The organism is Nocardia sp. NPDC004582 (genome assembly GCF_053602115.1).
In genome coordinates this window covers 13761-28461 of the sequence record NZ_JBSGCY010000088.1, presented here as the reverse complement: position 1 = coordinate 28461, position 14701 = coordinate 13761, and the positions used below count along the sequence as shown (strand labels likewise).

The 14701-nt window shown below is 67.2% G+C and carries 13 protein-coding genes; 6 read left to right on the top strand and 7 right to left on the bottom strand.

The window, feature by feature from the left end:
• From ACWELJ_RS22725 to ACWELJ_RS22715, 3 genes are all read right to left on the bottom strand, one after another.
• Nucleotides 1-664 (bottom strand): hypothetical protein (locus ACWELJ_RS22725; protein WP_452368143.1); only part of this gene is annotated, 664 nt, incomplete at its 3' end.
• 9 nt (nt 665-673) lie between these two features.
• Entirely contained in the window at nt 674-1726 is a 1053-nt protein-coding gene (locus ACWELJ_RS22720; protein WP_452368142.1) for a 3-oxoacyl-ACP synthase III family protein, read from the bottom strand.
• Nucleotides 1727-2064: 338 nt separating this feature from the next.
• Nucleotides 2065-2736: a TetR/AcrR family transcriptional regulator gene (locus ACWELJ_RS22715; RefSeq protein ID WP_452368141.1), complete on the bottom strand. Its 672-nt coding sequence runs from the start codon at nt 2734-2736 to the stop codon at nt 2065-2067.
• 180 nt (nt 2737-2916) lie between these two features.
• On the opposite strand from ACWELJ_RS22715, the gene ACWELJ_RS22710 reads away from it, so the two are divergent.
• From ACWELJ_RS22710 to ACWELJ_RS22700, 3 genes are read left to right on the top strand one after another with little or no spacing between them, the layout of a single operon-like run.
• A complete protein-coding gene (locus tag ACWELJ_RS22710; protein ID WP_452368140.1) occupies nt 2917-3723 on the top strand; it encodes an MmyB family transcriptional regulator in 807 nt (268 codons plus the stop codon).
• A complete protein-coding gene (locus tag ACWELJ_RS22705) occupies nt 3723-4517 on the top strand; it encodes an MmyB family transcriptional regulator (protein ID WP_452368139.1) in 795 nt (264 codons plus the stop codon). The genes ACWELJ_RS22710 and ACWELJ_RS22705 overlap by 1 nt, the downstream gene beginning before the upstream one ends.
• Nucleotides 4518-4542: 25 nt before the next feature.
• Nucleotides 4543-5361 carry an MmyB family transcriptional regulator gene (locus ACWELJ_RS22700; RefSeq protein ID WP_452368138.1) on the top strand — a complete coding sequence of 273 codons (819 nt, stop codon included), beginning with the start codon at nt 4543-4545 and terminating at the stop codon, nt 5359-5361.
• Nucleotides 5362-5576: 215 nt separating this feature from the next.
• Here the strand turns inward: ACWELJ_RS22700 and metG are convergent, their stop codons facing one another.
• Nucleotides 5577-7133 (bottom strand): methionine--tRNA ligase, encoded by a 1557-nt coding sequence (metG, locus tag ACWELJ_RS22695; protein WP_452368137.1) that lies wholly within the window; start codon nt 7131-7133, stop codon nt 5577-5579.
• Between the two features lie 66 nt (nt 7134-7199).
• Here metG and ACWELJ_RS22690 point away from each other — a divergent pair, with 66 nt between their 5' ends.
• Both ACWELJ_RS22690 and ACWELJ_RS22685 read left to right on the top strand, forming a co-directional pair.
• Nucleotides 7200-8027, top strand: coding sequence for a TatD family hydrolase (locus ACWELJ_RS22690; protein ID WP_452368136.1), 828 nt, complete (start codon nt 7200-7202; stop codon nt 8025-8027).
• 230 nt (nt 8028-8257) lie between these two features.
• Nucleotides 8258-9385, top strand: a complete 1128-nt coding sequence (locus ACWELJ_RS22685) for a transglycosylase family protein (protein WP_452368135.1) — start codon at nt 8258-8260, stop codon at nt 9383-9385.
• Between the two features lie 167 nt (nt 9386-9552).
• On the opposite strand, the gene ACWELJ_RS22680 is transcribed toward ACWELJ_RS22685, so the two are convergent.
• The 3 genes from ACWELJ_RS22680 to ACWELJ_RS22670 form a co-directional block, all read right to left on the bottom strand.
• Complete coding sequence (locus ACWELJ_RS22680) at nt 9553-11169, bottom strand: FAD-dependent monooxygenase (protein ID WP_452368134.1); 1617 nt, start codon at nt 11167-11169, stop codon at nt 9553-9555.
• The gene (locus ACWELJ_RS22675; RefSeq protein ID WP_452368133.1) at nt 11148-12464 is read right to left on the bottom strand and encodes a serine hydrolase domain-containing protein; all 1317 of its coding nucleotides are present in this window, start codon (nt 12462-12464) and stop codon (nt 11148-11150) included. The genes ACWELJ_RS22680 and ACWELJ_RS22675 overlap by 22 nt, the downstream gene beginning before the upstream one ends.
• A 112-nt stretch (nt 12465-12576) precedes the next feature.
• Nucleotides 12577-13344, bottom strand: a complete 768-nt coding sequence (locus ACWELJ_RS22670) for an SDR family NAD(P)-dependent oxidoreductase (protein ID WP_452368132.1) — start codon at nt 13342-13344, stop codon at nt 12577-12579.
• A 183-nt stretch (nt 13345-13527) separates the two neighbouring features.
• Between ACWELJ_RS22670 and ACWELJ_RS22665 the strand changes: the two genes are divergently transcribed.
• Entirely contained in the window at nt 13528-14685 is a 1158-nt protein-coding gene (locus ACWELJ_RS22665) for an alpha/beta hydrolase family protein (protein WP_452368131.1), read from the top strand.
• Nucleotides 14686-14701: the final 16 nt, after the last annotated feature.

Here is a 14701-nt window from a genome sequence, read left to right as displayed (position 1 = left end):
ACGAGGACACGGCCGCGTAGCGCACGCCGTCCACCGCGTGCCACGGCTCCAGCTCGGTCGCCAGACGCAGACTCGTGGCGTTCCAATCGATTTCGTCCGGCTCGCGGTCCACCGTCATCAGGCCGCGGCCGCGGTCGCCCATGGTCTCGACGTCCACGTACGACTCCAGGCCCGGCGTGCCCGCGGCGGCGCGGGTGTGCACCCGGCCGAAGCCCTCGGGCTCGTCGGTCTGCTCCAGCAGGAGCGCGGCTCCCGCGGTGGCGTAGGGGAATTCGTCGTCGGCGGCCGAGCGGCGCAGCGACGGGTGGGTGTCGCCCGAGACGATCAGCACGTGGTCGGCGCTGCCGGTCGCCAGCACCGCCTGCGCCACCTGCACGGCGTTGAGCACACCGGTGCCCGCGTTCATCAGGTCGAAGGAAAACGACCGCGGGTCCTCCTTCACATAGTCGAGCCCGATGCCCGCGGCCTTCTGGATCAGCGCCGAGACGGCCGGCTCGACGGTATTGCTGTCGCGGAAGATGCCCGCGTTGATCATGACCCCGACCTGCCCGGGCTCCACCCCGGCGCTCTCCATGGCCCGCCGCGCGGCCCGGCCGCTGAGCTCCACGATGCTGAAAGTGTCGGTGTCCCGGGCGATTCCGGTGGATTTGATGCGCACACCCATGGCGATACCTCAGACCTTCAGCGACGAGATGGTGGTGGACAGGAATCCGCCGACGACGCCCGACGCCGCGGGAATCATCAGCAGCTTCGACCCCGCGGCCAGGTTCTGCTGGCTCAGCTGATCGTGCAACACGATGAAATGCGAAGTGCTGGAAGTATTTCCGTACTTCTCGATGACATTCAGGTCCGGCGGCATCGGGTGGCCGAACTCGCGCTCGGCGATCGCGTTCATGAACGGGATGGCGGCCGCGCCGAACTGGTGGTGGATGATGTAGTCGAAGCCCTCGTCGGCGAAGGTGAAGCCCTGCGCCTCCATGAAATTGCGCTGGGTGTCGGTCCACAGCAGGAACCGGGCCTCGTTGTGCATCTTCCGGTTGTCGGTGTACAGCGCGACGCCGTTGGACTTGTCGCTCGGCATTCCCAGACAGAGGTGGGAGAACTCCGACGCGGTGGTGAGTTCGATGTAATGGATCACGTCATTGCCGTCGACGGCCTCGTCCAGCACCACGCACGCGCCGGAATCGCCGACGGTGAGCGAGGCGAATTGCAGATCGTATTTGCTGGAGATCTCATTGACCGCGGTTTCCGCGATCGGCGTGATGGCCTCACCGCTGACCACGATGCCGCGTTTCACCGCGCCACTGCGAATCATCCGGTCGAGAATGTAGACGCCACTCATCATGCCGGCGCAGGCATTCGAGAGGTCGAAGGCGATGACATCCTCGCGGGCGCCGATGGCGCGGCCGATCGCCCCGGCGAAGGACGGCTCCATGTACATCCTGGTGCCGTGCATGCTGCGGGTGATGGAGGTGGAGATGATGATGTCGAGATCGCCCGCGGCATAGGACGACCTGGACAGGCAGTCCTGCACCGCCTTCATGGCGAGCGCGAAGGAATCCTCGCGGCTCTCCGGCCGGGTGTCGCGGAAGCGGCGTTCCTTGACTCCCGTGATTCGTTCGAGATCGAATTCGGGAGCCTCCTTCAATCGCGCGACGAGTTCTGCTGTGGTGACCCGGTTCTCGGGCAGATAGGCGCCGATCGCTTCGAATCGAGATTGCGGCACAGGGGACTCCTGAAGCTGAAGATGCTGAAAAGCATTGGGGGGAAAGGTGATCGACTGTGATCGTCAAGCTCGGATGCGCTGAGGCTACCCGAGGGTAACCAGCTTGGGGAACTGTCGCGTTCCGTGTAACCGTCTGGGACGAAAGGTGAACAGCCGCTTACTGTTACGAAGAGTGACAGTAATGCCCTTCGCGCAGCCAGCCTCGCCGAGGTCGCGCTGAAATGCGGGTTTGGCCTTCTCCGGTAAAGCAAGTGAACATCCGGCTATCCTCGGTCATGCGCCATCGGCATGGTCTGGATATGGCCGGACGGGGCCCTCGCTGTGAGTGAGTTCACGCGTCAGGCGCGGGCGGGCAGCCCCAGGACCGCGTTCACGAATTCCACGAACAGCGGCGCCAATTCGGGCACCCGATGCGCCCCCTCGGCGACGATGACCCGCCGCGTGCGCTCCCCGATCGCGTCCGGGATCAGCGCGAACAGCTCGTCCGCGATCACCGGCAGGCTCGGATCGGTCACCCGCGCCTCGGCGTAGAACGCGCGATACAGATCCGCGAACCGATCCACGGAAAGATCCCGCAGCGCCACCGATTCCTGATCCACCTTGAACGCCTCGACCAGCATCAGCCGCGCGAAATCCGGTTCGGACGCCACGGTTTCGCAGAATGTCACCACGATGGACTCGATCCGCTCGTGTGCCCCCGCGTCGGTCGGCAACTGCCCCAGCTCATCGGCGATCCGGGTCGCGATGATGTCCGAAGCCGACCGCACCGCCGCGATGAAACATTCGTCCTTATTGCTGAAGTGCTCGTAGAACGTACTCCGCGAAACCCGCGCCCGCCCCACGATATCGGTCAACGTGACCGCGTTATACCCTTTGGCCTCAACGCATTCCACCATCGCCTCCAGCAGCCGCCCCCGCTGCGAGGTCAATACCGCGTCGCGCGCCGCCCGATGCCGCTCCTCGAAATGGGTGCGCTGCCACCCCCCGCCCGCCCCGGCCCACTCCCGCATCCATACCCCTCTTACTGAACTGCATACGCTTCAGATACTCATTATCGACGTGCCGGGCGCCACCGCCCGCCCCGGCATTGAGGTCGCGTGCCATCACTACCCTCTCAACGGGGACCGGAGTCGCTGTGACCTGCACCGGACCGTAGGCTGGCGGAAGTTTTCCGGAAGGTGGTCGGACAGGTGCTCGGAGCGTTCGAATCGATACCCGAACAGCCCTTGCTCGGGATGTACATGCGGTACCGGCGCGAAACGCTGGGTATCACCCAGGAGGAAACCGCGCGGCGCATGTTCGTCAGCCTGTCCCTGTACCGCAAGCTCGAGAACGGGGAACGCGCGCTGGCCGCCGAGCGGCTCGCGGACTGGTGTGCCGCGATCGACGCGCCGAGCTGGATGCTCGAGAAGATGGTGTCGTTGACGATGCCGAAGATCTCGACGGTGGCGCGGGGTGTGTGGCCGCCCATGCTGCGCAAGGAGGATCTGGACCACCTCGACGCGCTGCCGTTCCCGGCGTTCTACCACCGGTTTCCCGAATACGAGGTGCTGGCCGCCAATCCGGCTGCGAACAGCGCTTTTCCGTGGCTGGCGCCCGCGCCCGAAGGCGCGGAACGGCCGGTGAACGTCATCGAGCAGATGATGACGGTGCCCGAAGCGCGCGAGCTCCTGGTCAATTGGGACACCATTGTGCATCGACTGCTGTACAGCCTGCGGGTGCTCGCGCCGGGCGTCGTCGCGCCCGAGCGGCTCGCGCAGATCATCGAGACGTGCCAGGTGAATCCGGAATTCGAGCGCATGTGGAACACGTCGATGGACGAGGACCTGTACAACGACTCGCTCGTGCTGGTCCGTGATCCGGCGGGCGGCGAGCCGATGAACCTGACGATGCGCGCGTACAACGCCTATCACCCGCAGGACTGCTCGTACCAGCTGTTCATCCTGACCCCGCGAACGCCCGGCACACCCACCGTCGACCCCTTCGCCGTCGCATGATGATCGCCGGCCCCGAATCCTCGATGCTCGCGATGTACATGCGCTATCGCCGCGAGACCCTGGGCATCACCCAGGAGGAGATCGCGCGTCGCATGTACATCTCGCTGTCGCTCTACCGGAAGCTGGAGAGCGGCGAGCGTGCGCTGTCCCCGAAGCGCCTGGAGGACTGGTGTGCCGCCACCGAAGCACCCCTGTGGATGCTCGAGAAGATGGTGACCCACGCCGTTCCGAAGATCATGACGATCGCCCGTGGAACCTGGCCTCCGGCACTGCGTCAGGAGGACCTCGACCACCTGCACGCGATTCCGTACCCCGCGTACTTCCACCGCTTCCCGGAATACGAGGTGCTCGCCGCCAATGCGGCCGCGACCGGAGCGTTTCCGTGGCTGGCGCCGGCGGGGTACGACGCGGACCGTCCCGTGAACGTCATCGAGCAGATGCTGACCGTCCCCGAGATGCGCGAACTGCTGGTCAACTGGGACACCATCGTGCATCGGCTGGTGTTCGGCCTGCGCGTGCTCTCGCCCGGCATCATCGCCCCGGAGCGGCTCGCGCAGATCATCGAAACCTGCAGCGTGAATCCCGAATTCGAGCGTATGTGGAACACCCCCATGGAAGAGCGTTTGTTCAACGACTCCCTGGTGCAGGTCCGTCTTCCCGAATCCGGCGAGATCATGTCCCTCACCATGCGCTCCTACAACCCTTCGCTCACCCGGGACCGCTCCTATCAGCTGTTCATGCTCACGCCGCGCCTGCCCGGCACCCCCACCGTCGACCCTTTCGCGATCGACTGACCCGCCCCGAGGAGGTGGACCGATGGTGTCCGGTGAGAGTCGGCCCGCGCCGGAGCAGCCCATGCTCGGCATGTTCATGCGCTATCGGCGCGAGCACCTGGGATTGACCCAGGACGAGGTGGCACGCCGCATGTTCGTGAGCCTGTCCCTGTATCGCAAGCTCGAGAACGGTGAACGCCCCATGTCACCGGAGCGGCTGGCGGGCTGGTCCCGGGCCATGGACGCGCCCGCGTGGTTGTTGCGCAAGATGGCTTCGCTGGCGTTGCCGATGGCGTCCGCGGTGGAGGCGGGGGTATGGCCGCCGGCATTGCGCGCCGAGGATATCGAGCATCTGGAGGCGCTGCCGTTCCCGGCGTTCTATCACCGGACGCCCGAGTACGAGATCTTGGCGGCGAATCAGGCCGCGCGGGAGGCGTTTCCGTGGCTGCTGCCCTCGCATGCGGATGCCGAGCGGCCCGCGAATGTGATCGAGCAGATGATGACCGAACCGATCGCGCGGGAGGTGCTGATCAACTGGGAGTTGATCGTGCATCGGCTGCTGTTCATCCTGCGGGTGAACGCGCCGGGGACCGTCGCTCCGGAGCGGCTCGCGCAGATTCTGGAAACCTGCCGGGTGAATCCGGAGTTCGAGCGGTTCTGGACCACCGACCTCAGTGAAGAGCAGTTCAACGATTCACTGGTGCTGGTCCGGGACCCGGCGACCGGCGGGCAGATGGCGCTGACGATGCGCTCCTACAACGCCTGGCATCCCGACAACTGCCCGTACCAGTTGTTCGTGCTCACGCCGCGGGCCGACCCGACGCCGAGCGTGAGTGCCCCAATTCGTGCGACCTCCGCGGGTTGACCCCTTCCGCCATGAGCTGGATGCTTGTTCGGCGAGATCAAACTGCTGCTGCCCGGTCCGAGCCCGTGCTTCGGATCGGGCAGTTTCGCGTTTGCGCGCGGCATTCCCGTTCCGGTGCTGGTGGAGTTCGGAGGGGAATCTCCACCCGTGAGGATTCGGGTGTGACGACTCGGTGACCGCCCGCCGAAGGGGGGCGGGCGGCACCGGATCTCGTATTACTTGGGGGCCACGTACTTCGGGAAGACGACTTCCGGCTCGGGCAGAGCCGTGCCCGGGACCAGTGGGGTGGCGACGTCGGCGAAGGTACGGTCGGGGGCGGCCAGCAGGTCGAGGATCTTGCCCGCCGACGCCGGGATCACCGGCTGGACCAGGATCGAGACGATGCGCAGGACTTCCATGGTCACGTAGAGGATGGTGCCCTCGCGGGCGGTGTCCTCGGGAGTACCGGCCTTGGCCAGGGTCCAGGGAGCCTGGGCGGAGAAGTAGCGGTTGGTCTCGCCGAGGGTGAGCCACAGCTGTTCCAGGCCGAGATGGATCTGCTGCTGGTCGAATTCGGCACGGACCTTCTCGAGCAGGCCGTTGGCGCGGTCCAGCAGGGCCTTGTCGTCCTCGGTGAACTCACCGGGGGTGGGGACCACGCCGCCGAAGTCGCGGCCGACCATCTTCAGGCAGCGCTGGGCCAGGTTGCCGTACTCGTTGGCCAGATCCGAGTTGATCCGGCCGATGATCGCCTCTTCGCTGTAGGAGCCGTCCTGGCCGTAGGAGATCTCGCGCAGCAGGAAGAAGCGGACGGCGTCCAGGCCGAAGGTGTCGACCAGTTCCATCGGGTCGACCACATTGCCGACCGACTTGGACATCTTCTCGCCCTTGTAGTTGACGAAGCCGTGCACGAAAACCCGCTTCGGCAGCGCGATTCCGGCGCTCATCAGGAATGCGGGCCAGTACACGGTGTGGAACCGCGAGATGTCCTTGCCGATGATGTGCAGGTCCGCGGGCCAGTACTTCTGGAACGCGGCCGAGGAGGTGTCGGGGTAGCCCGCGCCGGTCAGGTAGTTGGTCAGCGCGTCCACCCACACGTACATGACGTGGTCGGGATGCCCCGGCACCGGCACACCCCAGTCGAAGGTGGTGCGCGAGATCGACAGATCCTTCAGACCGGCCTTCACATAGGAGACGATCTCGTTGCGCCGGGTCGCGGGCGCGATGAACTCCGGGTGCGTCTCGTACAGCTCGAGCAGCTTGTCCTGGTACTTGGACAGGCGGAAGAAGTAGTTCGACTCCTCGGTCCACTCCACCGGGGTCTTGGTGTCGGTGGAGATGCGGGTGCCGTCGTCGAGGAGGGTGGTCTCCTCCTCGGTGTAGAACGCCTCGTCGCGCACCGAGTACCAGCCGGCGTAGGTGTCGAGGTAGATGTCGCCCGCGGCGACCATCTGCTCCCAGATCGCGACCGACGCGGCGAGGTGGTCCTCGTCGGTGGTGCGGATGAAGCGGTCGAAGGAGATGTCGAGCGTCTTGTCCATGTTCTCGAAGACGTCGGAGTTGCGCGAGGCGTACTCCTGCTCCGAGAGACCGGCGGCCTTGGCGGCCTGCTGCACCTTCTGGCCGTGCTCGTCGGTGCCGGTCATGTAGAACACATCGAAGCCGTCCAGCCGTTTGAAGCGGGCCAGGGCATCGGAGGAGATGTACTCGTAGGCGTGCCCGATGTGCGGTGCGCCGTTCGGGTACGCGATGGCCGTGGTGACGTAAAAGGCGGGGCGATCGGATGCGCTCATGGTGTGTCTACTCTATCTGCGTGTCCTACGTCGCTCGCGTGAATATCCCCGTGGCAGGTGCAGCCCATGAGTAGCCGCCGACCTGCGCCCGAGCCGCCCGAGCCGCTGTCGCCGCTGATCGACGCGCACACCCATATCGACGCCTGCGGGGCCACCGATCCGGAATCGGTTGCGGCGCTGGTGGACCGGGCCCGCGCGGTCGGCGTGCGGGAACTGGTGACGGTCGCCGACGACCTGGAAGCGGCCCGCTTCGTGGTGCGTGCCGCCCACTGGGACGACCGCGTCTACGCCGCTGTCGCGCTGCACCCGACCCGCGCCAACCACCTCGACGACGCCGCCAAGGCCGAGCTCGAACAGCTGGCCGCCGACCCCCGAGTGGTCGCGGTCGGGGAGACCGGGCTGGACTACTACTGGCCGGGCAAACTGGAGGGCTGCGCCGAGATCGAGGAGCAGGTCGAGGGCTTCCGCTGGCACATCGACCTGGCCAAACGGCTGGGCAAGCCGCTCATGATCCACAACCGCGAGGCCGATCACGACCTGCTGGCCGTGCTGATCGACGAGGGCGCTCCCGACGAGGTGATCTTCCACTGCTTCTCCTCGGACGCGAACATGGCGCTGGCGTGCGTGGAACAGGGCTTCGTGCTGAGTTTCTCGGGCACGGTCAGTTTCAAGAACGCGCACGAATTGCGTGAGGCCGCGAAACTGGTTCCGGACGAACTGATTCTGGTGGAAACCGACGCGCCGTTCCTGACGCCGCACCCGTTCCGGGGCGCGCCGAACGAGTCCTACATGCTGCCGTACACGCTGCGCGCGCTGGCGGAACTGCGGGAACAGGATCCGGTGCAGCTGGCCAAGATCACCACGGCGAACGCCCGCCGCGTCTACGGCATCTGACGGGGGCCGCGGAAACGCGGCCACCGCACCTTTTTTCGTCTTCGCACGATTCCCGCGTTGCGCTCGGTTCGAGTTGAATCGATGTGGTTCGGATCACTATGATCTGCCGCGGTCGTGATTCACCTGCGATTCGATATCGGGTCGTGACCGACGTTTCCGCAGCACCACCGCGAGTGGTTGTGATTCACCGACCCCCTCGTTATCGTACTGTGACCATGCCGGGATTTCCGATGCACGCTTTGGCGAAGATCAACTCGTCGCGTTCCCCGATGCTGTACGGGGCGATCGCGGCGATGCTCGTCACGCTCATCGTCGGTGCGGGCGTCGCCATCATGAGCAAGAAACAGGTGACCTTCGTCGTCGACGGCAAGAATTTCGTCGAGTCCACCATGCGCGGCGATGTGCGCGGCGCGCTCGCCGACGCCGGCTACGCCATCTCCGGCCGCGACGACGTGTCCCCGTCGGCCGGTGCGCACATCAGCGACGGTTCCACCATCACGCTCAACCGGGCCCGCGAGGTCTCGCTGATCGTGGACGGCACCCCGTCCAAGGCGTGGACCACCGCGCTCACCGTGGCCGAGGCCGTGGTGAAGCTGAACCTGCCCGGCGACGTCTACACCTCGCCCTCCCGCCCGACCCCGCTGCCGCTGGTGGGTGCGCAGCTGCTGATCACCAACCCGCGCACCGTCGAGCTGAGCGACAACGGCTTCGCCCCGGCCCTGGTCCGGCTGGCCGCGCCGACCGTCGGGGAACTGCTCCAGGTGCAGGGCCGTCCGCTGGTGAACCAGGATTTCGTGGTTCCGGCCGCCGACACCAAGCTGACCGACGGCATGAAGATCACCGTCACCCGCAAGATCGTGCAGAACCGCACCGAGCGGGTGCCGCTGGATCCGCCGGAGAACACCATCGAGGATCAGTCGCTCAATATGAGCCGCACGATCATCGAGAATGCGGGCGTACCGGGCACGCAGGACGTGACTTTCGCGGTCTCCATCGTGAACGGCCAAGAGGCGGGCAAGGATCCGATCAAGTCCACCGTGATCGTGCCCGCCCAGCCCAAGACCGTGCGCCGCGGAGCCAAGCCCGGCACCGAGGTCCCGGAGGTCCGCGACGGCCGCACCTGGGACGCCCTCGCCAGCTGTGAATCCGGCGGCAACTGGGCGATCAATACCGGCAACGGCTATTTCGGCGGCATCCAGTTCGACCAGAGCACCTGGGAACGGCAGGGCGGCACCCGTTACGCGCCGCGCGCCGATATGGCCACTCGCGAGGAGCAGATCGCCATCGCCGAGGTGACCCGCGCCCGCCAGGGCTGGGGTGCGTGGCCCGCGTGTACGTCGCGGCTGGGGATCAGCTAGTCCGGACCCCTCATCGGTCCGGACAGCCACATCGATCGGGTCGAACAGCTGTCCCGCGAGGGCGGGCAGCGGACTCTCACCGGGGATGTCGCTCCCGCGAACCGGGCTGTTACCGAAGATTTTTCCGCGGCGGATCTCCCCGCCGCCCGGGTCCGCGGTGGGCCTGGTCAGCGGAATGTGGATTCGAGGTAGGTCATCAGGTCCGCGGTGTCGCCCGCGCGCCGGGCGTAGCCGAGGTAGCCGTCGGGGCGGATGACGAACGCCGAGCCCGGTGCGGCCCGGTAGGCGCGCGCGAATTCGCCTGCGGTGTCGCGGATCAGCGGGAGGGTGGTCGCGTCCGCCACGGCCTCGGGGGTGGCGATCAGATACACGTTCAGATGGCAGCGGGCGGCGGCGATCGCGGTGGTGGCCAGCTCTTCCAGTGCGCGCAGGCCGGATTCGGTGGTGGCGTCGTCCGCGTACAGCAGCAGGGTGTGGCGGGTCCCGTCGAGCAGCGGGAGCAGCCGCAGGTCGAAGGCGACGGCGGCGCGGGTGAGGCCGCGGGCGTCGGGGGCGCGGGCCCCGGCGCGCGGGGCGGGCTCGTCCGCGGGGGAGGCCGCCACGATCGGGCTGCCCGTGTAGTCGATGAGCAGCTGGGCCTCGCGGCGCAGCACGTAGCCGGGGTCGGTGGAGTCCGCGCCGATGCCTTCGCGGGCGCTGCGGACCGTGCGGCCGACGACTTCCTCACCGACCGGGCGGCGTTCGGCGTCGTAGGAGCCGAGCAGGGCGGGGGAGGCGTCGCCGTGCACCGCCAGCGCCAGCTTCCACGCCAGGTTGTGGGCGTCCTGGATGCCGGTGTTCATGCCCTGCGCGCCGGTGGGCGGGTGGATGTGGGCGGCGTCGCCGGCCACGAAAACCCTGCCGTGACCGTAGGAGTCGACGATCCGGTGACTGATCCGGAAGACCGAGGACCAGCGCAGATGCGAGACGCGCGCCGGTTCCGGAGCCAGCCGGTCGACGACCGCTTGCAGGTCGCGGATCTCGGGTGTCCACCCCGTGGTGAAGCCGTGTTCGACGCCGTCGCCGGTCTGTTCGCCGGAATGGCCGTCGGGCAGCAGCATGGAGATGCGGTACCGGCGCAGGCCGGGCAGCGGGATGCAGACCAGCACGTCGTCGACGGCTCCGTCGGCCCGGTGGGTGGCGCGAATGTTGTAGCCGCGCGGCATGTTCCAGTCGAGTTCCACATCGCCGAGCATGTACTGCTCGGCGAACGCGGCCCCCTCGAACGACAGCCCCAGCGCCTTGCGGATCGTGCTGTGCGCGCCGTCGCAGCCGACCAGATACCCCGCCCGCGTGGTCGTGGCGCCGGCGCCGTTCTCCAGCGTCACCGTGACCCCGTCGGCGTCCTGTTCGAAACCCGTTACCCGCGTGCCGCGTTCGATGACGCCGCCGAGTCCGGTCAACCGGTCCCGCAGGATCCGCTCGGTCTCGTACTGTGGCAGCCCGACGAATCCGAACGGCACGTCCGGCGGCAGCGCCAGCTCCATCCGCCCGTCCGGCTCGCCGTTGACGTAGGCCAGCTGCCCGCGCAACGGTATTGCGGCGTCGAGGATTTCCCGCACCACCCCCATCTGCTCGAACACCTCCAGCGCGCGCGGCTGGATGCCGACGGCCTTCGCGTACTGCGGGGATTCGAGCAGCGGGTCGAGGATCCGGCACGGGACGCCCCGGCGGCGCAGTTCGATGGCCGCGGTCAGGCCGACGGGTCCGGCTCCGGCGATGACTACCGCGGTGTCGTGGTCCACGGCGTCGACTCGGTCGGGGAGGCGGGTGCGGTGGTGCTCGTGCCGCTATCGCGTTGTGCCGGATCGGGTCCGGACAGGGCGTTCGGGCCGTAGAAGGTCGGGAGCATGGCCTTCACCAGCACCAGGGCCGATCCCTCGCCCGCGGGCACCGCGGCCAGATTGGTGGCGACCACGATGGTGAGTCCGGAATCCGGGTCCGACGCCATGTAGCTCATGAAGCCGGGGAGCTGGCCGTCGTGCCCGAATTGGTGTTCGCCGAATCGCACCAGGCCCAAGCCGTATCCCGCCAGTGTCGGAATGTCCGGGTTGATCGGCTGGATGCTGTCCATCCGCATCTTCTGGAACTTGGCGTCGAGCAGCTTGCCCTCGACGAGCGCCTTGGTGAAGGTGGTCATGTCCTCCACCGTCGAGATCGCGGCCCCGGCAGCCCAGGCCCAGGAGGGGCTCGAGGTGGTCGAATCGTTCGGTTGCAGGGTGCCCGCCAGCGCCGCCGCTCGCTGGTCCGGGGGCAGCGCGTAGGTGTCGATGGTGGAGACCATGGTGCCGAAGGTGTAGCCCTGCGGGTGCGGATCGGGGATCGAGGAGTCGGTCACCGCCGGGAACGAGGTGTTCTTCAGTCCGAGCGGCTCGAAGATGCGCTGGCGCAGGGCGTCCGCCAGCGGCATCTTCGCGACCTTCTCGATGACCAGCCCCAGCAGGATGGTGTTGGTGTTGCTGTACTCGAACTTCTCGCCCGGCGGGAATTGGACCGGGTGCGCGAAGGCGATGGCCAGCAGCTCCTCGGGGGTCCATACCTTCTGCGGGTCCTGGTCGACCTCGACGCTCAGGTCGTGGTCGAAGGTGTAGTTGTAGAGGCCGCTGCGCATTTCGGCGAGTTGGGCGAGGGTGATCTTGTCGCCATTGGGCACGCCCGGCCAGTGTTTGTCGATCGGATCGTCGAGGGAGAGCTTGCCCTCCTGGGCGAGCTGCATGAGGACCGTGACGGTCATGGTCTTGGTATTGCTGCCGATCCGGAAGTGATCGTCGATCGTGATCGGATCGTCCTTGCCCAGGGTGCCGGTCCCGAAGGTGGCCTTCCAGTTCCCTTCCTTGGGCGAGGTGATCATGACGGCCGCGCCCGGAATGACGTTGTCCTTCATCAGTTTCGTGATGAGCGGGCGCAGCGTCGCGGCGTAGGCCGGTTCCTTGGATCCATTCGAGCCCGGCGACCCGGTGGTGGATTCCTTCGATCCACCCGAGTCCTTCGAGGACTCGCATCCCACCGCCGCGGTCAGCCCTACGGTGGCGACAAGCACTCCGAAACTCCGCCGGTTTCCCATGACTCTCCGTCCGGGTCCGATGTTCGTGGCTAGGAAGTGCTTGCCAGCCTAACTCCGTACCGACTGGTCCCGATTGAAATCGGGTCCGCTACATCAGCGCGCCGCCGTCGACCCGCAGCTCGGTGCCGGTCATGTAGCGGCCGTCGTCGGAGGCGGCCATGGCGACCACGCCCGCGATGTCCTCCGGCTTGCCCAGCGCGCCGCCCTCGATCCACCCGGGCAGCCGCGCCATCAGCGTCCAGTCCGCGTCGGCGGGCAGCGCCAGACCGGAGGTGATGCCGGTGCTGATGCCGCCGGGCACGATATTGACCGCGCGCAGGCCCTTCTTCACGTACTCGAGCGCGATGGAGTGGGTCAGCGCGTTCACGCCCGCCTTCGACGCGGAGTACGCCGCCATGTACGGGTTGGATCCGAACGCCGAGGTGGAGGAGAAGTTCACGATCACGCCGCGGCCGGATTCGATCAGCGCGGGCAGGGCGGACTGGATCATCAGGAAGGTGCCGGTCAGGTTGACCGAGATGACCTGGTTCCAGTCCTCGACGGGCATCTCGTGGGTGTGCGCGGCGCGCAGGATGCCGGCGGCGTTGACGAGAACGTCGAGGCCGCCGAGGAATTCGAGGGCCTGCGCGGTGACCGCGCGGACCGACTCCTGGTCCGCGATGTCGATGGTGAGGGTGCGCAGGCGTTCGCGCTGCGCGGCGGGGGCGGCGTCGACGGTAGCGGCCAAGCCGGCCTCGTTCACATCCGCGGCGACCAGCTGGGCGCCCTCGGCGAGCAGGCGCAGGGCCACGCCCTGGCCGATGCCCGATCCCGCTCCGGTGACAATGACTCGACGACCTTCGTATCTGCTCGACATGGCGAGAAATTAGAACAAGTTTCAAAGCGCGTCAATGGGGTGCGCGCGAGCGCCTCGAAGGGTGTGCGTCGGATACGCTCCGGCTATTTGCCAGAGTGTTCACATAATTGAACGACAGTCCAGTAGATAAACTCCTTCGCCGAATGTGTTCGGCAATTGGGGTCGGGACCTGATGGAGGATTCATGCGTTCGGTTGGATGGCGTACTCGCGCGTGCACGGCGGCTCTCGCGGCGGCCGGTGCCCTGCTGGTGATCCCGGGCGCTCCGGCGCAAGCCGATCCGGGCACCGCCTTCGCCACCACGCCCGCGCCGGACGGCTTCCGCGGCCTGTCCAACGGCACCTTCATCGACTACTGGACCACCCGCTCCAACGGCGAACCGGTGAAAGCCAGTGGCGCGCTGTTCGTTCCGCCCGGCCCCGCGCCCGCGGGCGGCTGGCCGATCATGGCCTACGACCACGGCACCTCCGGCATGGGACCGGGCTGCGGCGGCCAGACCGACACCACCCACATCACCCGGGCCGCCGAAGACCAGTTCCTGCAGTACCTGGTGAACAAGGGCTTCGCCGTGGTCGCCCCCGACTACCTCGGGCTGGGCCGCTTCGACACCGGCCCGCACCCGTACCTCGAGATCGACACCGAGGCCGGTTCGACCATCGACCTGCTGAAAGCCGCTCGCGCCCTGAACCCCTCGCTGTCGCGCAGCTGGGCGGTCACCGGCTTCTCGCAGGGCGGACAGGCCGCCTTGGGCACCGCGCACCTGCAGGCCACCACCGCGGCGGATCTCGACTTCCGCGGCACCATCACCGTCGACCCGGAATCGGATCTGGAGAAGATCACCCCGTTCGTCGGCCCCTGGGTGCCGGAGATCCCGGGCCAGGCCGGAACCGCGGTCAACGGCTTCGTGGTCAGCATGCTGGCCGGGCTGCGCGCCACCCATCCGGAAGCGAACGTCGACAGCTTCCTCACCCCGCGCGGGCGCGCGGCGCTGGACGAGACGCAGAGCCTGTGCTTCCTCGACATCATGAAGAAGGTCGAGGGCATGGGCATCGGCGACATGCTGTCGCGGCCGCTCGACGATCCCGCGTTCCAGACCGCCATGAACCAGTACATGACGGTGCCGGTCAACGGCTACGACGCGCCGATCCTGTTGCTGGTCAACGCGACCGACACCACCGTGCCGTCGCCGCTGCACGCCGCACTGGCCGCGCAGTTCGCCGCGAACCGGGTCGACTTCTCGACCGTGGTCGGCACCGGCACCCACACCCAGCTGAACCCGGCCATGTGGGATGCGATCGGCGTCTTCACCGATCGCATCCTGTCCACCCCCACCCTGCCCTGAGCGGGGGCGGTCCGGA